Source organism: Marinicauda salina, assembly GCF_003122085.1.
GTDB lineage: Bacteria > Pseudomonadota > Alphaproteobacteria > Caulobacterales > Maricaulaceae > Maricicauda_A > Maricicauda_A salina.
Window position 1 is genome coordinate 13,185 of sequence record NZ_QEXV01000002.1, and the last position, 19,387, is coordinate 32,571.

Here is a 19,387-nt window from a genome sequence, read left to right on the forward strand (position 1 = left end):
GCCGATCGCGGGACCGGCTTCAAGCTGCGGAGAACGCCTGCGCCAGCCTGTGTTCGAGCCAGGCGGCGGTCTCCTGCGGCCGCTCCATCGCCATGAGATGGCCGGCGCCGGGCGCAGCGTCGATCCAAGCGCCGGCGCGTGCGAGCGCAGCGGCGCGGCGCACGGTCGAGCCGTGTTCGGCCTTGAGAACATGAAGCGGCGCGCCGGCATTGCGGGCGGCCCGGACCGGATCGTGGCCCTGTGCGGCGAAATTGGCCGCCTCCCAGGCGGGCGCGCAGGCGAGCCGGACGCCGCCGTCTTCGGTCTCGACGAGCCCGTCGGCGAGATAGTCCTCCAGCACGCCCGGCGCCCAGGCGGCGAACAGCGCCTTGCTTCGATAACGCTCCAGCACCGCTCCGCGGTCGGGCCAACCGTCCGTGCGCGTCAGCGCGCCCCGGACGAGCCCCATCCGGTTGGCGATCAGCGGCCAGACCGGCGTACGCGCCAGCAGGCGCATCAGCGGCGGCATCACGATGACCGGCTCGACGAGCGCCAGCACGGCGGGCTTCCGGTCCATGCGCGCCGCCGCCAGCAGCAGACTCGTTCCGCCCAGCGAGTGGCCCGAAAACGCAAGGGGACGGTCGGCGAGCTGTTCCGCCACGCCAACGAGATCGCGCGCGTGGATGCGCCAGTCGCGGTGGCCGCCCGGATCGGCGGGGAGCGTCGATCGCCCGTGGCCGCGCAGATCGACCGCCACGATCTCGAATCGCTCGGCCAGCGGCGCCAGCGCCTGGCGATAGGTTCCCGCATTGAAGCCGTTGGCGTGGGCGAACAGCACGCGCGGCGCGTCGGGCCGCGGCCAGACAAGGGCGGCCATCGCGCCGTCGGGCAGGGCGAACTCGCGGCGTTCCGGCTCGGCGTGGGACATGACAGGAATCGATCCGACGGGAGCGGGCGGGCGGCGGCGTCCCGGCGTTTTTGGACGGCGCGGACGAACGCCCTAGTCTTAGGACCATGATCTTTGCGCGCAAAGTATGGATCGCCGCCGCCGGGGCGCTCCTGGCGGCCTGCGGCGGCGAGAACGAAATAGCCGGAAGCCTCGAGGCGATCCGCGAACGCGGCGAGCTCGTGGTGCTGACCGCGCCGAGTCCCACCACGTGGTCGATGGTCGAGGGCGAGCCCGTCGGATACGAGGTCGATCTCGTCGAGGCGATGGCCGCCGATCTCGGCGTCGACGTGCGCTACGAGGTCCGCGCCGATCTCGCCGGCGTGCTGGAGGCGATCCGCAACGGCGAGGCCCATATCGCCGCGGCCGGCATCACCGACACCGCCGAGCGGCGGGAGACGCTCGACTTCTCGCCGGCCTACAAGGCGGTTCGCCAGCAGCTGGCCTGCCGCCGCGGCGGGCCCGCGCCGCGTTCGGTCGACGAGATGCCCGAAGTCGAGATCGCCGTCGTCGCGCGATCGAGCTATGTCGAGACGCTCGAGTTCCTGTCGGAAGACCGGCCCGCGCTCGCCTGGGAGGTGCGCGACGCGCCGTCGGCGATGCCGCTTCTCGCGGCCGTCCAGGACGAGCGCCTCGACTGCACTGTCGCCGACTCCAACCTCGTCGCCTTCGCCCGGCTGCAGTATCCCGAGCTCATCACGCCGCTGAACCTGACCGGCGAGCAGACGCTTGCCTGGGCGCTCGCGCCCGGCGTCGACGGGCTGGACGCCTGGCTCGACGACTGGTTCGCCGACGCGCACGAGTCGGGTTTGCTCGAGGAGCTCGACCAGCGCTGGTACGGCCATGTCCGGGAATTCGACTATGTCGATGCGGCGCGCTTCATCCGCCGACTGGAGGAGCGTCTTCCGCCCTTGAGGCCGCATTTCGTCGCCGCCGCTGACGGCGAGCGCTTCGAATGGCCCTTGCTCGCCGCGCAGGCCTACCAGGAATCCCACTGGAACCCGGCCGCCGAAAGTCCGACGGGCGTGCGCGGGGTGATGATGCTCACCCTGCCCACGGCGAACCGGGTGGGCGTGTCCGATCGGACGGATCCGCGCCAGTCGATCCGCGGCGGGGCGGACTATCTCGCCGAGCTGTACGATCGGCTGCCTGAAGCGGTGACCGGGGAGGACCGGCTCTACATGGCGTTGGCGGCCTACAATATCGGCATGGGTCATCTCTACGACGCCCGCGCGCTCGCCGAACGCCTCGGCCGCGACAAGAACGAATGGGACGACATGCGCGAGGTTCTGCCCCTGCTCACGCAGGAGGAACATTACTCGACGACCCGCTACGGCTATGCGCGCGGTCACGAGCCGGTGCGCTATGTGCGCCGGATCCGGCGCTACCAGGCGCTGCTCGAGGCCAATCTCGAGCCGCCGCCTTCGCCTCAGCCGAACAGCAGCGCGATCGAACCCAGATAGAGCGCGATGATCAGCGTGCTCTCGAAGCCGATGCCCGCGAAGCCGAGCTTCTCGCGTCGCAGCAGGCCCAGCAGCAGCGCGCCCGTCATCAGGATGGTCAGCGCGACCACGAAGACGTTCTGATCGTTGAAGCGGTGATAGAGCGAGCCGTCCCGCCAGGCGATGTCGGAAAACGCTAGGAAAAGCGTGTCGAAGGCGTTGCCGCCGATTATGCCGCTCACCGCAAGCGTCAGCGCGCCGCGCCGCACCGCGGCCAGCGCCATGACAAGCTCGGGCAGGGAGGTGGCGACCGCGGTGAACAGCCCGCCGACGGCGGTCTCGGTGAGCGCCGTTCGATCGGCGAGCGTGATGCCGAACTGGCTCACCGCATAGCCCGCGACGGCCGTGATTGTGGCGAATATCGCGAATTCGAGCTGCAGCCGCGTCCCGTTCTTTTCGCCGCGCCGGGCCGGTTCGGGCGGCTTCGACGCCGTCTCGTCGGTCTGCGTCTCCCGCGTCAGGCGCGGCCGCCACATCGGGGCGACTTTCGCGGCGTTGATGAGGTGCACGCCGTAGAGATAGCCGCCGATGAGCAGCGGCGTGGCGGGATGCACGCCCAGCACCGACCACTCCGGGGCGGACATCGCCAGCAGCGGGATCGCGAGCAGCGTGACCAGCAGCGCGCCCTGGGTGAGGTTCGCCGGCGAGGCGGCGGCGTGCTCGAGATTGGCGCGGCGATAGGTGATGTCGGCGACGGCGAGAAACGCGGTCTGCACCGCGATGCCGCCGATGGCGTTGGAGATCGCCAAGGAGGGATGGTCCTGCGCGGCCGCGGCGACCGAGGTGACGATGCCGGGCAGCGAGGTCGCCCCGCCGAGCAGCACCGCGCCGACGGCGGCCTCGCCCCAGCCGGTCCGGTCGGCGATCTCGTCGGCGCGGCCGGTGAGCAGCGTGCCCGCTCCGGCGATGATGAGCGCCGAGACGAACAGGCCGAACGCCAGCGCGGCGACGGGCCATTGGGCAAGCTCGAGCAGGGGCATGGTCCAAGAACGGGCGTTGAAGGGCGGCGTTCCGCTTGCTTCCGCAGCCGGCTGGCCGGCCCGCTATCAGAGACCGGCGTCGCGACCCGGCGCGCCGTCGGCGACCGCGCGCGCCTCGGTTTCGCAGTCATAGGGCAGGTCGGGCTCGTCGCAGAAGTCCGGCCACTCGTCGGTTTCGAGCCAGTACTCGACCAGGCCGAACCGGCGCGCGAGCGGCCAGAAGCGCGGATCGCGGCGGAATTCGCGCATCTCGGGATAGAAGAACATGAGCGCGGTGTGGGGAAGGCCCCGTTCGGCCATCTCTTCAACCACGGCGTACGCCTCGTCGATCGCGCCGACCGAGGCGAGTATGCGGGCGCGATAGTCGGGTTGCGTGTCAGCGCAGGCCTCGACGATGGCGTCGACGTCCGATCGGGCCTCTTCGCGCAGGCGTCCGGCCGCAATAAAACAATTGATCTCGCTGGTCGGGGGCGTGGTCCCGTCTCCGGGCGCGCCTGCGCGAAGGGCGGCCAGCGCGCGGTCCGCGTCGCCATAGAAGAGTTCTGAAATCACCTGATACCACACGGTCGCGCTAGGGGTCGGGTTCGCTGACGCCGCCCTCGCGAACTCGGCGCGCGCCGCAGACATGTCGCCGTTCATCGCCAGCATCAGCGCCAGCGTGGCGCGCGAGACGCTTCGGGAGGGGTGGATAGCGGACGCTTGGGCCAGCAATCGCCGCGCTTCGGCCAGGCGTCCCACTTCCCGAAGCAGCGCTGCGTATGCGGTGACGTAGATCGGCGGCGGCCAGCCGCGCGAGAAAACCTCGCTGAGAACCCGGTCGACCTCGATGCGGTATCGGTCGGTTGTTTGAGCATACGCAATCGCCAGCCGCGCCATTCCGTTGTCGGGATCGACCTCCAGCGCGCTGTGCGCGAGCTCGCGAGCCGCACGCAGGCTGGTTGTGCGGTCGGCGGGCGAGTGAATCTCGTAGCGGGCGTAATAGGCGAGCACGACCGCGTGCAGCGCGCGGGCGTGAGTATTGTCCGGATCGCTTTCCAGTATGCGGCGCGTGAAGGCGTGGATCGCGACGAACGCATCCTGATTGAACCCGGCCTCGCAAAGCTGCAGATACCACCGCAAGGTCTCGAGAGGCGGCGCTCCATGGGCGCGTCGAAATTCCAGACCGCAGGCGATCACCTCCGCGATCTTCGTCGCGAGCGGGGCGAGGGTGTCTCGGTCGGCGTCACGCGCGAGATCGCTGGCGAGAGTCCACAGCACGGCGCCGCTGGCTTGCTCGACCAGCTCCACCCGCGCCGCCATGCCCTCGGATTCGGATTCCAGGACCGGCTGCAGCGCGAATTCCGGCGTCGGCCTGTTCGACGCTTCGTGTCCGGCGCGGACGAAATCCAGCGCCGCTTCGGCGAAACTGTCGGCGATCATCGCTTCGAGGCGGTCGGCCGTGTTCACCAGGGTCTCGTCCCGGCCAGGGGTGCGGACTGCGCCGAGCTCGATCCTGTCGATGATCGTGACGCGCGCGTCGACGGCATCCTCGGAGCCCGGAGCTTCCAGATCGAGCCGCAGCGCTGCGACTGCAATCGCGACGCCTGCGGTCGCCGCGATTGCGGCCATGGCCGCGCGGCGCGCGAAGCGGGCCGGAGCTTGCATCGCCGGTGGCGGGGCGGGGGCCGCCGGCGGTCGCTCCGGGGCGTTCAGACTCTCGACCGGCGCCTTGAGCCGATAACCCCGCTTCGGAACCGTCTCGATGCAGCTCGCTTCGCCTAGAACGCGCAGGGCGGCGCGCAGGCGGGACACCGAGCGGGTCAGGCTCTCGTCGCCGCCGTGCTCGACCTTCCAGATCGCGTCGACGAGCGCCTCGCGGCTCCAGACCTCGCCGGGACGGGAGGCGAGAAGGCAGAGGACGTCCATCACGCGCGGCTGAACGTGCACCCCGTCGCGGCCGCGCTTAAGGAGGTCGCGGTCCGGCAGCACGTCGACATCGCCGATCCTGAAGCGAGTCCGGGGTATCTCGGGGGGCGCGGTCATCGCTCAGCCTGCCTTGCGGACCTGTCGCGGCCGTCGTCGACAGCGTCGCGCTTAGGTTGATCCTAGCCCAATGCGGGCTTCGTCGCCATCGGCGGCCGCGACGCGCACGCGGACTTGTGACGAACGCCTCCCGGCGGGCTGATGAAAAGCTCCCCTCAAGCGCTCCGTCATCGCCGATTGCCGGCGTTTCACGCGATTTGCTCGTGCGTTGAGTGGATTCGCGAAAAGTCCGGAAACGAGGATCCCGGCGTCAGGACCCCGCTTCGCGAAGGCGCGATGCTCTGCTCGTCGTCAACGAACGAAGAAGGAGCAGAGCCATGACCCGCAGAATCCTCCCCGTCCTCCCGTTCGCCGCCCTGGCGTTCGCTGTCGCTGCGCCGGCGCACGCCGAGGACCTCAGCTTCTCCTACCGCGCCTACGAACTCGAGAGCGAGGATGGACGCCAGGTCGTCCTGGAGCGCCTCGAACGCGAGGCGGCGCGGCACTGCGACTACGTCCCGGCCAAGCGCCCGCTCTGGGAGCTCCGGGCCGCCGTCGAGTGCCACGAGTCGATCATGACCGACGTCGTGAACCGGATCGGCGACGTGCGCCTGACCGCGCAGTTCGACGAGCGCGGCATCCGGCTCGCCGAAGCCGACCAGGCCGAGCGCTGAGGCGCGCCTCCCCCCCTGGCTCCGCCCCCGCCGGAGCCTGCGCGCCGCCCGTCCCGTGAGGATCGCGTCAGCGATCCCCGGGGCGGGCCTTTTCGCGTCGCGGGCGCGCATGCGCAGGCCTGCAATGGAGGGCAAGCGGCCACAAGGCTCAAAATCCGCCGATCAGCTTCACGGTCAGGACGCTTGTTATCGCGACCAGGGATATGGAAAGCGCAAAGATCGCGGCGGTCCGTCGGCTGTTTCCCCAGGGCAGATAAGCGCGCCATCCGGACGGAGGGCCGAGCGGGCCTTCCTCGGGGGTCGCCACTGTCGCGACCGCCGCGGTGAGCAGGTAGCCGCGTTTGGGAACGGTTTCGATGTAGCCGTCGCATCCGAGCTGCCGGAATGCGCGCCTGAGCATCGAGACCGTCCGCGTCAGACACTCGTCCGACGCATAAGCGTCGCGCCAGACCAGGTTGAGCAGGGAGTCCCTGGAAATGACCTCGTTCGGCGCGTCGGCGAGGACGCAAAGGACCTCCATCACCTTCGGTTCCAGGTGCATCTGGTTCGAACCGCACTGCAGGACGTTGCGGTCGGGATGAACGAGCACGCAGCCGATTTTCAGGTGATGTCTCATCGATCCGAGAGGGCTTCAATTCCCGAGCCGTCGACGCATCCGGAAGGGTTCATGGCGGTCGGCGGAAGCTGACGACATTAGCACAGCATCCTGAAAGGGCGCCTATGCGTGAAACCGCTGGCAAGGCGCTCGCCGGGGGTGGCGCGTCGGCGGTTACAGGTGTGATTTCCGGAGGCTCGCCGTTCCCGCAGGGCGCGGGCGGTCACTGCAAAATCAATTATTCATCCACGATTGGATGAGCAGCGCGCGTTCGGGGCCTGGTCGCAAAGCCGACGACCGGGCGAAACCCGCCGCGCCTGCGTGTTTCGCACGCTGGAGCGCTCTGGCGGCGGTCTTTCAGGCGCGGTGGCGGATTCGGTCGGGAAAGCCGACGAAAACCTTCGCCAGTTTCCGCGCCCGATTAAAACCCGTTTCAAATCAATTTTCTGGATGGCGATGTAAAACGCACTGAAACCGCATCTCTTCCTCAGGACGCGCCGGCGGGAATGCGCAAGATCGCGGGCTCGACCCGACGCTCCGACCGGGACCATGACGGAGCCGATGGAGAGTGAGATGTTCTGGAAAAAGTTCCTGCTTGCATGTCCGGTTGCAGTGGTGAGCCTGACGTTTTCCGCGGTGCAAGCAGAAGACATCGTCGGCAAGGCGGCCGAAGTGGAAGTCGAAGTGATGGATGCGCGTGGGGCGACGCTGGCGCGGCTCCATCAGCGGGTGACCCGCTTCTGCGACCTCAACCAGGTCGCGGCGGGATTGACCGAACGCCGGGCCGCAGCGGCGTGCCGCGCGGATCTGATCAACGAGCTGACCGTCAAGCCAGGCGATGTTCAGCTCATCGGCGGTGCGCCGCGATTTGTTCCTGCGGCCCGCACAACGATCGTCGCAGCGCTCAAGCCCGCGTCGTGATGTGATGGTTCGCGTCGCCGGCTCGAAAGTCCCGCCGGTCGCCGAAGACCGCCGACTGTGAAAAAGGGGCGGCCGACCGGCCGCCCCTTCCTCGTTCGTGCGATGACGGGCCGGTCTACTCCTCCGAGCCGGTCTCGGCGGAACCGCCCTCGTCGCCGCCGTCCGTCTCGCCGGGAACCGGGAAGCCGCGATCACGCATCAGCGCGTCGACCTCGGCGTCGCGGCCGCGGAAGGCGCGATAGGCCTCCGCCGGATCCACCGAGTTTCTCGGCGCGAACAGGTGGGTGACCATGCGCTCGGCCATCTCGGCGTCGTAGAATCCGCCCGGGGCCTCCCGGAAAGCCTCGGCGGCGTCGGCGGTCAGGACCTCGGCCCAGATATAGCCGTAATAGCCCGCCGAATAACCTTCACCCGAGAAGATGTGCCCGAAATGCGGGCTGCGATGGCGCATCGGGATCTCGTCGGGCATGCCCAGCTCCTCGAGCGTGGCGCGCTCGAAAGCGTCCGGGTCGATGCCGTCGGGATCGGTCGTGTGGTAGCGCATGTCGACCAGCGCCGAGGCGAGATACTCGGTCGTCGCGAAGCCCTGGTTGAAGGTCCGCGAGGCCTCGAGCTTCTCGACGAGCTCGTCGGGGATCGGCTCGCCGGTGTCGACATGGACGAGATAGTTCTCGATCACCGGCTCGGTGAGCAGCCAGCGCTCGAGAAGCTGCGACTGGAACTCGGTGAAGTCGCGCACCCCGCCATTGAGCGTCGGATAGGCGACGTTCGAGGACAGGAAGTGCAGGGCGTGTCCGAACTCGTGGAACAGGGTCTCGGCGTCGTCGAAGGAGATCAGGACCGGTTCGCCTTCCGCGCCCTCGATGAAGTTCGAGTTGTTCGAGGCGAGCACGGTTTCGAGCCCGTCGAACGTCGTGTGGCTGCGGTAGGTCGTCGCCCAGGCGCCCGAGCGCTTGCCGGTGCGCGCATAGGGATCGAGATACCAGAGCCCGACATGATCGCCGGTCTCGCGATCGGTGACCTCGAAGACGGTGACGTCCTCGTGGAAGACCGGCACCGAGCCGTCGGTGATCTCGGAGAATTCGAAGCCGAACAGCTCGCCGGCGACGTAGAACATCGCCTCGCGCAGATTGCCGAGCTGGAGGTATTGCTTCACCTCGTCGGAATCGAAGGCGTAGCGCCGCTGGCGCACCTTCTCCATGTAATAGCGATAGTCCCAGGGCTCGATCGTGATGTCGTGGCCGAGCTCGTCGGCGAGCGCCTGCATCTCGGCGACTTCCTCCTCGACGCGCGCGGTCGCGGCCGGCCAGACGGCCTCCATCAGCTCGAGCGCGTTCTCGGGGTTCTGCGCCATGCGGTTCTCGAGGCGCCACTGGGCGTAGTTGTCATAGCCCAGCAGTTCGACCCGCTCGTCGCGCAGCTGCAGGATCTCGGCGATGATGGCGTTGTTGTCGTGCTCGTCGCCGTTGTCGCCGCGATTGTAATAGGTCCGCCAGACCTGTTCGCGCAGGTCGCGCTCGTCGGAATAGGTCAGGAAGGGATCCATCGAGGAACGCGTGTTCAGCACGGCGTACTCGCCCTCGTGGTCGCGCTCGGCCGCGGCCGAGGCGGCGGCGTCGACGAAGCTCTCGGGCAGGCCCGACAGCTGGTCCTCGCTGAGATAGAGGACATAGCCCTCCTCGTCGGCGAGCACGTTGTTGGAGAATTCCGTGTGCAGCTCGGCCAGGCGCTGCTGGATCGCCGCGTAGCGCTCGGCGTCTTCGCCCTCGAGTGTCGCGCCGTTGCGCGCGAACTGGTCGTAGGTGAGCTGGACCAGGCGCTGCTGGTCGGGACGCAGCGTGTCGACCTCATCGCTCTCGTAGACCGCCTGCACGCGCTCGAACAGCGCGCGGTTCTGCGTGATCTCGGAGAAGAACGCCGACAGCCGCGGCGCCATCTCGCGCTGGATCTCGCGGAATTCCGGCGAGGAGAGGTTCGACGACCACAGCCCGTAGAAGGTGAAGACGCGATTGAGCTCGTCGCCCGTGCGCTCAAGCGCGACGATCGTGTTCTCGAAGGTCGGCGGCTCGGGATTGTTCGCGATCGCCTCGATCTCCTCGAGCTGGCGGGCCATGCCCGTCTCCAGCGCGGGGCGCAGATGCTGAAGATCCATCGCGTCGAAGTCCGGCACGCCTCCGTAGGGGCCTGTCCATTCGGCGAGCAGCGGATTGGTCTGTTCGGCCTCGGTCATCGATTCGGCGGTCGCGCCTTCCTCCTGGGCGGCGGCGATGGTCGCCGGCGCGGCCGTCAGAATGGCGGCGAGTCCGGCGGTGGCGAGAAGCGTGCGGCGCATGGGCCGTTCCCCCTTCATGTGATGTGCAAACCGCGGAACACTAGACGGACGGAGCCTGCGCCGGAAATGAAAGATCAGTCAGGAAGGACTCTTGCGGCGCCGGGGCGCAGCGCGAGAGGCTGACGCAAGCAGCGGGCGGAGGACGCGATGGCAGTACCGGATTGCGAGGTGATGATCATCGGCGCCGGGCTGTCGGGGCTGCAGGCCGCGCGCCGGCTCGCCGACCGTCACGACGTCGTGGTTCTCGAGGCGCGCGAGCGCGTCGGCGGCCGCGCATTCGCCCATCGCTTCGCAAACGGCGACACCGTCGATCTGGGCGGACAGTGGGTCGGGCCCGGCCAGCGCCGGCTCGTGGGCCTGATCGAGGAGTTGGGCGCGACGACCTATCCGCTGTGGAACGAGGGCGAGCACCTCGTCGCCGCGGGCGGACGGCTCAAGCGCTACACCGGCACGATCCCGAGCCTGCCGGTTCATGTCCTGCTCGATCTCAACCGCATGCTGTCCAAGTTCGAGAAGATGGCCGCCGAAATCGACGTCGCCGAGCCGTGGGCGCACGCCCGGGCGAAGGAATGGGACCGGCGGACGGTCGCCGATTTCATGGACAAGACCGGCTTCACCGCGGCGGCGAAGCAGATGTTCGCCATCGGGATCGGCGCGGTGTTCTGCGCCGAGCCGCACGAGCTGTCGCTGCTTCATGCGCTGTTCTACGCGAAGGCCGGCGGGTCGCTGGATGCGCTGCTCTCGGTCGAGGACGGCGCCCAGCAGGACCGCGTCCACGGCGACATGGCCGGCCTCGCCGAGGCCATGACCGGAGAGCTGGGCGATCGCGTCCGCCTCGGCGCGCCGGCGCGCGTCATCCGCTGGAGTGGCGACGGGGTCCGGGTGGAGACCGACGACGGCGCCTATACCGCGAAGCGGCTGGTCCTCGCCCTGCCGCCGAACCAGGCGTTGGGCATCCGGTTCGACCCGGCGCTGCCGTCGAGCCGCGACGCGCTGTGGCGGCGCATGCCCGCCGGCGCCTGCATCAAGTGCGTGGCGCAATACGAGCGGCCCTTCTGGCGCGACGAGGGCCTGTCGGGCCAGGCTGTCGGCGGCGCCGGGCCGGTCCATGTCGCCTTCGACAACTCCGAGGCCGGCCGCGAGGCGGGCCTGCTGCTCGGCTTCATCGAGGGCGACCAGGCGCGCGTCTGGTCGAACCGGGACCCGGACGACCGCCGCGCGGCCGTGCTCGACAGTTTCGCGGTCTTTTTCGGCGACCAGGCGCGCGAGCCGATCGACTACGCCGACCGGGACTGGACGGCCGAGGAGTTCACCCGCGGCTGCTACGCCGCCTTCATGGGGCCGGGCGTGTGGACGACGCTCGGGCCGGAGCTCAGACAGCCCATGGGTCCGATCCACGTCGCCGGCACGGAGACGGCGCGCGAAGGCTACGGCTATTTCGAGGGCGCGCTCGAGGCCGCCGAGCGCGCCGCGCGCGAGGTGAAGGCCGCTCTGGCGACCAGCTAGGTTTCGTCGGGCAGGAAAAGCGCGGTGATCGCGCCGCCTTCGACGTCGCCGCCCAGGCGCGTTTCGCCATTCGCCGACACGATCGCCCGGCCGTCCGAGCCGAGATCCCACAGCCCGCCGCGCAGGAAGGTCGTGAGCCCCGCCGCGGCCGAAGTATCCGCGATGCGCCCGGCCAGCGCATGCGTCGTCCAGGCCTCGCCCTCGGTGAGCCGGCCTGCGTCGGAGCGGGGAGCGTCGCCCGGCCACGGCGTGGTGTAGCCGCCCCAGGGCTCGTCCCAGACATCGTCGCCCTGCAGGAAGGCTGGTACGGCGAGCACCTCCGCGCCGCCGTCCTCCAGCGCGGCGTAGACGTCGGGATGCCAGGAATCCGCGCACACCAGCACGCCGAGCCGGCCGAGCGGCGTGTCGAAGACGGGCATGTCGGCCGCTGATGCGCTCGCCGTGAAGGGGCGTTCGCTGGGGATCGGATAGGCCTTGCGGACGAGGTCCGGCCGGATCGCGCCGTCGGGATCGAACACGGCGGCGGTATTATAGAGATCGCCATTCCGGTTCACGCGCAGCACGCCGTCCTCGACATAAGGCTCGGGCAGAACGACCGAACCCGCCACGATGGTGACGCCGTATTCCTGGGCAAGCGCCGAGAAGACCGCCTGATAGTCGCGCGCCATGCGCGCCGCGTTCATGCGGAAGACGCCGGCCGCGGCGCGGTCTTCCTCCCCGGATCCGATCCAGTTCGAGGTGAAGGCGAGGGGGCGCGCGGCGATCAACGCCGTCATCGCGCCCGTCACCGTCTCGGCGGCGTAGACCGCGCGCGGGCCGTCGGCGGCGACCAGCCATGTCCCGACATGCTCGGGGAAGACGACGACGGTGTCTTCGGCGATGAGGCTCTCGGCCGCGGCGCGTTCCAGATAGTCGCCGAGCCGGTCGCCCAGCGCCTCGGCGCTGCGATAGTCGGTCTCCTCGAGCCAGGGCTGCACCCCGATCAGGCTGCGCGCGGACGCCTCGCCGACGACCGTGAGGTCGGCGATGTCCGTCTCGCGCGGCTCGGGCGCCCAGGGCTGGAAGCGGAACGCCAGCCACGCGCCGAGCGCGATGACGACGATCAGGGCGAGGGCGGAGCCGAAAACCTTCATGGCCCGGAGTGTTTCCGGGCGGGCGCGCAGCGTCAATTCATCGCTCCGCCGCCGGGGCGCCCAGTCTGATCCAATTGGTTGCAGCGAGTCTCTCCCGGCTGTCATGGCCGGACTTGTTCCGGCCATCCAGACGCATCCGCATGCGGCGTCGAGACTGGATCGCCGGGACGAGCCCGGCGATGACATTCCGGTTGCCGCCGCCGAAGACGACATCTCAGGGACTCAGGCCTCCCGCCTTCGCGGCAAGCCCGGTGGGTGAGCGCGCCGCCGAGACATACGCAGAAGTTGCGCATGTCTCATCCAAAACGCATGCTCGCCTATGCAAACGGGGAGGGGCGAGATGCGCGTTTGGAGAGCCGCCTGTCTGGCGGTGATGCTCGCGGGGTGCGGCGAGGCCGGTCTGGCGCGGTCTGGCGACCCGGATGACGCCTGCATCGAGATCGATCGCGTTTACACGCCGGGCGTACAGCCCGGCGAGAGCGGTCGTGTGCGGGTGATCCGCCGGCGCGTGCCCTGCACCGAAACCACCGAAGCGCTCGATACGCCGCCGTTCGACAACGAGATCCGAGCGCTCCGCCATCTCGCCAGACAGAGCTTTCCCGTGGAGGTGACGCTGTTCACCAATCCGGACTGGGACCCCTCGGAAACGGTCGTGGCGCGCTACATCGTGCCCTCGGAATATTTCGACCCAGGGAACCCGCCCCTGATGGCGGAGATCGCGGATGGCGAGATTCGCACGTTCCGCACGAGCTTCTTCGTGACATTCCAGGACGGCCGCTATCAGAGCCAGGTTCAAGCAGTGAACGAGGTCGTCCAGTCGGTGCACCAGATCGGGATCACCGGCGAGCACACGCTCGATAGCCTCCGGACTCAGATCGACCGGCTGTTGACCAGCGACGATGACGGATACGAAATCTCAGGCGAGCGTGCGATCGGCCTCACTCTGCTCGAGGCGGAGAGTCGGTTCGACGCCAACGACCAGCGCTGGGTTGGCTACACAGGCGACGGCGAAGCCATCATGATCGGTTGTCCGGCGCGCCGCGCCGATCGTACCGAGCCTGACGGCGAGTCTCGTCATTATGGTCTCTGCACATTGAGCTTCATGGCGGAGCCGCATGTTCGGACGGCGCTGTCATTCCCGCATGACCAGCTTGATCAGTGGCGCACCCACCGGGCCGAGGCGCTTGCGCTCCTGGAAGCGTGGCGGGTGGATTGATCGGGACCTCCCGCCCATGCGCGGGCCTCCGGGGCTCCCGCCTTCGCTCGCCCCCTCACCCCGACCCTCTCCCCCGAGTCGGGGGAGAGGGGGCGCTGGGGCGATGGGGAATACAGGCTTCCGGGATCCGCGCCTGGCGCCGACGTTGAAGAACGAGGCGCGCCGTCAGCGTCCCTTCTCCCCTCCTTGAGGGGAGAAGTGAGATGAGGGGAGGGGGCGGGCCGTCTGATCGGCGAACACGCACCCTCTCACCTTCGCCTCTCCCCCTTCAAGGGGGAGAGGAATCCGGTCGCGTGCGTTGAGAGACCGGGCGATTGCTCGCACACGGCCGCGCCGCCGCCCCTCTCCCCGCGGGAGGAGAGAGGGGCGGGGCGAGGGGAGGCGTCCGCCTCAATCCTCCCAGAAATAGGGCGCGCGTTCGGCGTCGCCGGTGACGACCTCGTTCATGGTCGCGGGATCGTAGAGCCGTCCGTTGAGCATGACGTATTCGATCGTCTCGGTGTTGCGGATGTCTTCGAGCGGATCCTCGCGCATCACCACCAGGTCGGCGAGCTTGCCCGGCTCGAGCGTTCCGAGGCTCTCGTCGAAGCCGAGGCTGCGGGCCGGCTCGGCGGTCGCCGTGCGCAGCGCGGCCATCTCGCTCATGCCGCCGCGGACGAAGGACCAGATCTCCCAGTGCGAGGCGAGGCCCTCCTCCTGGCCGTGCGCGCCGATGGAGACCGGCACGCCGCGCTCGGCGAGCATGCGCGCGGTGCGGGCGTTGTCGTCGTCGACGAAGTCCTCCTCCGGCGCGGTGGTCCGGCGCACCGAGCGGGCCTGCAGCTGGCGCGGCGGCACGTGCCGCGACAGGATCGGGTGCAGCCACACGTCGGTGGCCTGGCGCCAGTAGGGATCGCCGGCCAGCCCGCCATAGGTCACCGTGATCGTCGGCGTGTAGCCCACGTCCGACTGCTCGAACATCGACAGCACGTCCTCGTAGATCATGCCGGTGGGCAGGTTGTGCTCGATGGTGGTGTTGCCGTCGGCGACCATCGACATGTCCATGTGGTAGTTCGCCCCGCCTTCGGCGACGACCATGACGCCGGCCTCCTGCGAGGCGGCGACGACCTGCTGGCGCTGGTTCCGGCGCGGCTGGTTGTAGTTCTTGATCGCGTGCGCGCCCTGGTTCGCCAGCCGGAAGACGTGCTCGGCGGCGTCGTCATAGCTCTGGATGTCGGCGAAGAAGCCGGGCGCCTGCGCGCCGTAGACGACCTCGCCGGTGGAGAACATGCGCGGGCCGAGCAGGAGACCGGCGCGCTGATACTCGGCGGCGGCGAAGATCTGGCTGGCGTCGTTGGACGGATCGAAGATCGTCGTCACGCCGAGCGCGAGATGGGCGATCGCCGACCAGTTCTGCTCGGGGATCAGGTCGTCGACGCCCTGGGCGCCGTGGGCGTGGGCGTCGATGAAGCCCGGCGTGATGGTGTGGCCGGACACGTCGACGACGCGCGCGCCCTCGGGCGCCTCGAAGCCCTCGCGTTCGGCGACCTCGACGATGCGGTTGTTCTCGATGACGATGACGCCGTCGTCGATGATCCCGTCGCCGTCGCCCGCCATGGTGAGGATGCGGCCGCCGGACAGCACGGTGACGCCGCTTGGGACGTCGGCCTCGGTCGAGACCGCAAGCGAGACGCCGGCCTCGGGCGGGGTGAAGCCCTCGGCGTCTTCGCCGAGCGTCGGGTCGGTCATGAGCTCGTCGAGCCGGGCCGAGTAGAGCGTCGGGCCGAGCGACCAGTTCACCTGCGCGCCGTCATGCGACCAGTGGACATAGTGCGAGCCGTTTCCTGACGCCTCGGTCACCGGCACGGCGTTCGCGCTCTTGCCCGCGGCCAGCGCCTGCGGACCGGGCAGGAGCGGCATCACGTAGGTGTCGTAGTTCTCGTGGAAGGCGACGTGGTCGCCGCTCGGAGAAACCTCGTAATAGCGCACGAGCTCGGAGCTGGCGTGGACGCGCTCGTCGAGGCCGTCGAGATTGACGCTGACGAGCTGGCGCGCGGAGCCGCCGCGGGTGAAGTAGACGCGGTCGTTCGCGTCGGCGAAGTGCGGCCGGCCTCCGCCGTCGATCACCTCGCGCATCTCTCCGCCGTCGGCGTCGACGACGAAGATCCCGGTGTCCTGCGACCACTCAGGCGCGGTGAGGAATCCGCCCGAGCCCTTCTCGAAGACGATCGTCTCGCCGTCGGGCGAGAAGCGCGGCCGGCGATAGTGGCCCGGTTCGCCCGTGATCGTCCGCTCGCCGCGGCCATTGGCGCGGATGGTGCGGATCGCGCCCAGATCGTCATCGGTCCAGGTCACGAAGGCGAGGGTCCGCCCGTCGGGGGACCAGCTCGGGAACAGCTCGCGGCGATCCTCGCCGTTCCGCGTCAGCGGACGCGCCTCGCCGTCGGGCAGCGACTTGATCCACAGCCGGCCGAAGGCCTCGAACACGACCTCGTCGCCGTCGGGCGAGACGCTGGCGAAGCGCGGGATGCGCGTCTCCACGGTCTCCGGCGCGACGTCGACCTGCGGGCGGATCGGGTCGACGATCTCGCGGGTGTCCGTCACGCGGAAGGGGATGGTCTCGACCTCGCCGCTGGCGACGTCGATGCGGCGGACGCCGCCATCGGCCCAGAACACGATGGAGGCGCTGTCGGGCGTCCAGTCCATGTTCGGGTACATGCCCATGACGCCCCAGGTTTCCTGGTTGTCGCGGTCGAGGTCGTCGTAGATCCGGCGCTCCTCGCCGGTGCGCACGTCCTTGAGATAGAGCGTCGTCTGCGTGCGTTCGCGCCGCACGAAGGCGAGATACCGCCCGTCGGGGGAGGGGGCGGGGCGCACCGCGCCGCCTTCGCCGGAGACCACCGTCTCGACCTCGCCGGTGGCGAGCTCGTAGCTGCGGATATTGAACAGGTCGGTGTTGGAGTCCTCGGCGTAGATGAAGGTGTTCCCGGGGCTCACCGAGCGCGTGTAGTAGATGCGCTCGCCGTCGGGGGAGAAGATCGGCTCGCCCTGTTCCTTCTGATAGTTCTCGTTGGGCCGTTCGACGAGCGCGACGCCGTTTCCGCCGTCGACGTGATAGAGCCAGATCTCGCCGGTGCCCGCCGAGCGCGAGGTGGTGAAGTGCTTGCGCGCGGCGATGTAGTTTCCGTCCGGGCTCCAGGTCGGGTTGTTGAGCAGGCGGAAGCTTTCGTCCGTGACCTGCCGGGCGTTCTCGCCGTCGACATCCATCACCCAGACATTGTCGCCGCCGCCGCGATCGCTGGTGAAGGCGATCTGCGAGCCGTCGGGCGAGAAGCGCGGCTGGATCTCCCAGGCCATGCCCGAGGCAATCGGCGTCGCCGCGCCGCCCTCGATCGGCATGGTGTAGATGTCGCCGAGCAGGTCGAAGGCGATGGTCTCGCCGTCCGGGCTGACGTCCAGGCTCATCCAGGTGCCTTCGTCGACGTCGATGGTGATCTCGCGGCGCTCGACCGGGGGATCGCTGACGTCCCAGCCGTCGGTCTCCTCGGAGGCGGCCTCGTCATGAGCGCCTTCGCCGGTGATCGGCGCGGCCTCGCGAACGGGTTCGGATTCGGCGGCGTCCCCCTCCTGCAGCGCGAAGGCGGGCGCTGCGGTCAGGCAGGTGGTCAGGCTCAGAGCGGCGAACAGGCGCGACATATGGAATTCCCCTCCCGGGTCGTGATGGCGGTCCCCGGAGCGGAGCCTAGGGCCGGGCGCGGCGCAGCACAATCGGGCCGGCGACCTTGCGGACGCCGGCCCGGGCGGAGCCGTGAAGGGGAGAGATTGCGGCCCCGAAGCGCCTAACGCCCGCGCCGCTCGACCCAGCGTCCGTGCTGACGGTACCAGCCGCGATGGGTGTGGACCCAACCGCCGGGGGCCCAGACGCGGCCCGGCGGCGGATTGCGTTCCCAGTAGCCGTCGACCCAGATGAAGCGCACGCCCGTCCAGTTCCAGTATCCGTCGATCCAGATAGCCGTGGTGGAGGGTCGGGACGGGCGCGTATAGCTCCGCGGCGGCGGCGGCTCCCGGTCAATGTAGACCACGCTCGCATGCCCGGCGGGGCCGGGCCCGTAGCCATAGTGATTGCACGCGCTCACCAGAACGAGCGCCGCGGCGGCCGTCCCGAGGATCGTCAGGCTCTTCAGTCTCATTGCGGACCTCCCTTGGGCGGACCGCCGGCCGGTCCGGGACGCCGCCGTCGCCGGCGGCGCCCCATCTCGATCGGCTAGTTCGTGGCCTCGCCGAGCGTGCTGACCGGCACCTCGTACTCGTGCAGGAAGTTGATGACGGCGCGCGCGTCGTCGGCCGCCTGCGTGTAGGCGTCGAGCGTGCCCGCGGCTTCAGCGTCCACGTCGCCGAACACCGTCTCGTAGATGTCGACGCTCTCGACCGTCCACGTGCCGTCGTCCTGCTGGACGAGGACGTTGACCTCGACGCCCTCATAGGCGTCGGAGCGGTCGTACGTGAAGTTCGAGTAGTCGATCACCGAGTAGGTGACGTTGTCGCCTTCGGTCACCGTGTTGATGTCGAGGAAGGCGTTGATGTAGGCGACTTCGTCGCTGGTGAACGCGCCCGTCTTGTCCGTCGCGGCGGCGAGGAAGGACGCGCTTGCGGCGAGGTCTTCCGCGGTGAGGACGCCGTCCGTGAGATAGTCGAACGCGTCGCCGGGAAGGTCGCCGACGCCGGTGATCGAGCCCTGGGTGAGCAGGGCGACATAGATCGCCAGGTTCTCCAGCGGCGAATCGATGGTGTGCGCTTCACCGTCGCTATCGGTGATCACCAGCCTTCCGGCGGCGTCGGTGCTGAGCTCGGTCGCATCCTGAAGAAGGTTGATGACCTCCTCGGCCCGGCGGTCGAGCACCGAGTTCGGCGCCCGGCCGACATTGAGCCGGCCCATCTCGACTTCCTGCGTCAGGGTCTCGTCGACGGGATGGCCTTCCTCGTCGAGCGCGATGAGCTCGCCTTCGGAGTCGATCGGCTGAACCCAGCCCTCGTCGGTCAGGATCGGCACGCCGTTCTCGTCGCGCAGGATGATCCAGAGATCGCCGAACAGGTCGCCCTGGCCCGACGATCCGGCGCCGCCGGGCTGTCCGCCGCCGGGGTTCTCCGGCTGCCCGCCGCGGCCTTCCGGCTGTCCGCCGCCCGAGCCGGACTGCCCGCCGGGCTGACCGGCCCAGTCCGGCCGGTCGGAATCCTCGTCGGCGCCGGTGACGTCGCGGAAGATCGATTCGAGCGAACGTCCGCCCTGTCCGCCTTGCGGGCCGCCTGCGCCGGGCCGCTCGTCCCGGCCGCCTTGCTGACCCTGACCGCCGGACTGATGATCGTCGCCGTCGGCGTGGTCGGTATGATCGGTTTCATGGCCGCCGGACTGGCCGCCCTCGTGGCCTTGGAAGGCCGAGGCGGCGGGGGCGGCGAGGCTGAACGCCCCGAAGGCGAGGCCGATGGCTGCGCCGCCGCTAAGCAAGACGGAACGAAGTGAGGTCATGATGGTATCCTCCAAAACAGACCCGAAGGGCGTGGAGTCCGTTCCCTGCCGGCGCCTATGCGCACGCGAAGGGGACGCCACGTTCATGAAACTCCTGAC

15 protein-coding genes are annotated in these 19,387 nt (G+C 69.1%); 6 read left to right on the forward strand and 9 right to left on the reverse strand.

What is annotated here, in order from left to right:
- Positions 1 to 19 precede the first annotated feature (19 nt).
- The gene (locus DDZ18_RS04790) at positions 20 to 907 is read right to left on the reverse strand and encodes an alpha/beta fold hydrolase (protein WP_109252250.1); all 888 of its coding nucleotides are present in this window, start codon (positions 905 to 907) and stop codon (positions 20 to 22) included.
- An 86-nt stretch (positions 908 to 993) separates the two neighbouring features.
- Here DDZ18_RS04790 and mltF point away from each other — a divergent pair, with 86 nt between their 5' ends.
- Positions 994 to 2,388, forward strand: a complete 1,395-nt coding sequence (gene mltF, locus DDZ18_RS04795; RefSeq protein WP_109252251.1) for a membrane-bound lytic murein transglycosylase MltF — start codon at positions 994 to 996, stop codon at positions 2,386 to 2,388.
- Here the strand turns inward: mltF and DDZ18_RS04800 are convergent.
- Both DDZ18_RS04800 and DDZ18_RS04805 read right to left on the reverse strand, forming a co-directional pair.
- Positions 2,355 to 3,407: a sodium:calcium antiporter gene (locus DDZ18_RS04800; RefSeq protein WP_109252252.1), complete on the reverse strand. Its 1,053-nt coding sequence runs from the start codon at positions 3,405 to 3,407 to the stop codon at positions 2,355 to 2,357. The two genes, mltF and DDZ18_RS04800, sit on opposite strands and share 34 nt — an antisense overlap.
- Before the next feature lie 66 nt (positions 3,408 to 3,473).
- Positions 3,474 to 5,429, reverse strand: coding sequence for a winged helix-turn-helix domain-containing protein (locus tag DDZ18_RS04805; RefSeq protein ID WP_109252253.1), 1,956 nt, complete (start codon positions 5,427 to 5,429; stop codon positions 3,474 to 3,476).
- Between the two features lie 317 nt (positions 5,430 to 5,746).
- On the opposite strand from DDZ18_RS04805, the gene DDZ18_RS04810 reads away from it, so the two are divergent.
- Positions 5,747 to 6,082, forward strand: coding sequence for a UrcA family protein (locus tag DDZ18_RS04810; protein WP_109252254.1), 336 nt, complete (start codon positions 5,747 to 5,749; stop codon positions 6,080 to 6,082).
- A gap of 148 nt (positions 6,083 to 6,230) precedes the next feature.
- Here DDZ18_RS04810 and DDZ18_RS04815 read toward each other — a convergent pair whose 3' ends face one another.
- Positions 6,231 to 6,698 carry a winged helix-turn-helix domain-containing protein gene (locus tag DDZ18_RS04815; RefSeq protein WP_109252255.1) on the reverse strand — a complete coding sequence of 156 codons (468 nt, stop codon included), beginning with the start codon at positions 6,696 to 6,698 and terminating at the stop codon, positions 6,231 to 6,233.
- 231 nt (positions 6,699 to 6,929) lie between these two features.
- Here DDZ18_RS04815 and DDZ18_RS13695 point away from each other — a divergent pair, with 231 nt between their 5' ends.
- Complete coding sequence (locus DDZ18_RS13695) at positions 6,930 to 7,139, forward strand: hypothetical protein (protein ID WP_146190609.1); 210 nt, start codon at positions 6,930 to 6,932, stop codon at positions 7,137 to 7,139.
- Positions 7,140 to 7,250: 111 nt separating this feature from the next.
- A complete protein-coding gene (locus DDZ18_RS04820) occupies positions 7,251 to 7,598 on the forward strand; it encodes a hypothetical protein (protein ID WP_146190610.1) in 348 nt (115 codons plus the stop codon).
- Positions 7,599 to 7,713: 115 nt separating this feature from the next.
- On the opposite strand, the gene DDZ18_RS04825 is transcribed toward DDZ18_RS04820, so the two are convergent.
- On the reverse strand, positions 7,714 to 9,930 hold the full coding sequence (locus DDZ18_RS04825) for a M3 family metallopeptidase (RefSeq protein WP_109252257.1): 2,217 nt from the start codon (positions 9,928 to 9,930) through the stop codon (positions 7,714 to 7,716).
- 147 nt (positions 9,931 to 10,077) lie between these two features.
- On the opposite strand from DDZ18_RS04825, the gene DDZ18_RS04830 reads away from it, so the two are divergent.
- Positions 10,078 to 11,436 (forward strand): flavin monoamine oxidase family protein, encoded by a 1,359-nt coding sequence (locus DDZ18_RS04830; protein ID WP_109252258.1) that lies wholly within the window; start codon positions 10,078 to 10,080, stop codon positions 11,434 to 11,436.
- On the opposite strand, the gene DDZ18_RS04835 is transcribed toward DDZ18_RS04830, so the two are convergent.
- Positions 11,433 to 12,569: a carbon-nitrogen hydrolase family protein gene (locus DDZ18_RS04835; protein WP_158272076.1), complete on the reverse strand. Its 1,137-nt coding sequence runs from the start codon at positions 12,567 to 12,569 to the stop codon at positions 11,433 to 11,435. The genes DDZ18_RS04830 and DDZ18_RS04835 overlap by 4 nt on opposite strands.
- Positions 12,570 to 12,909: 340 nt before the next feature.
- On the opposite strand from DDZ18_RS04835, the gene DDZ18_RS04840 reads away from it, so the two are divergent.
- Complete coding sequence (locus tag DDZ18_RS04840) at positions 12,910 to 13,785, forward strand: hypothetical protein (RefSeq protein ID WP_109252260.1); 876 nt, start codon at positions 12,910 to 12,912, stop codon at positions 13,783 to 13,785.
- 390 nt (positions 13,786 to 14,175) lie between these two features.
- On the opposite strand, the gene DDZ18_RS04845 is transcribed toward DDZ18_RS04840, so the two are convergent.
- The 3 genes from DDZ18_RS04845 to DDZ18_RS04855 all read right to left on the reverse strand — a co-directional run bounded on the left by DDZ18_RS04845 (position 14,176) and on the right by DDZ18_RS04855 (position 19,288).
- Positions 14,176 to 17,460: an amidohydrolase family protein gene (locus DDZ18_RS04845; protein ID WP_109252261.1), complete on the reverse strand. Its 3,285-nt coding sequence runs from the start codon at positions 17,458 to 17,460 to the stop codon at positions 14,176 to 14,178.
- A gap of 143 nt (positions 17,461 to 17,603) precedes the next feature.
- Positions 17,604 to 17,954 carry a hypothetical protein gene (locus DDZ18_RS04850; RefSeq protein WP_109252262.1) on the reverse strand — a complete coding sequence of 117 codons (351 nt, stop codon included), beginning with the start codon at positions 17,952 to 17,954 and terminating at the stop codon, positions 17,604 to 17,606.
- Between the two features lie 74 nt (positions 17,955 to 18,028).
- Positions 18,029 to 19,288: a hypothetical protein gene (locus tag DDZ18_RS04855; RefSeq protein WP_146190611.1), complete on the reverse strand. Its 1,260-nt coding sequence runs from the start codon at positions 19,286 to 19,288 to the stop codon at positions 18,029 to 18,031.
- Positions 19,289 to 19,387 lie beyond the last annotated feature (99 nt).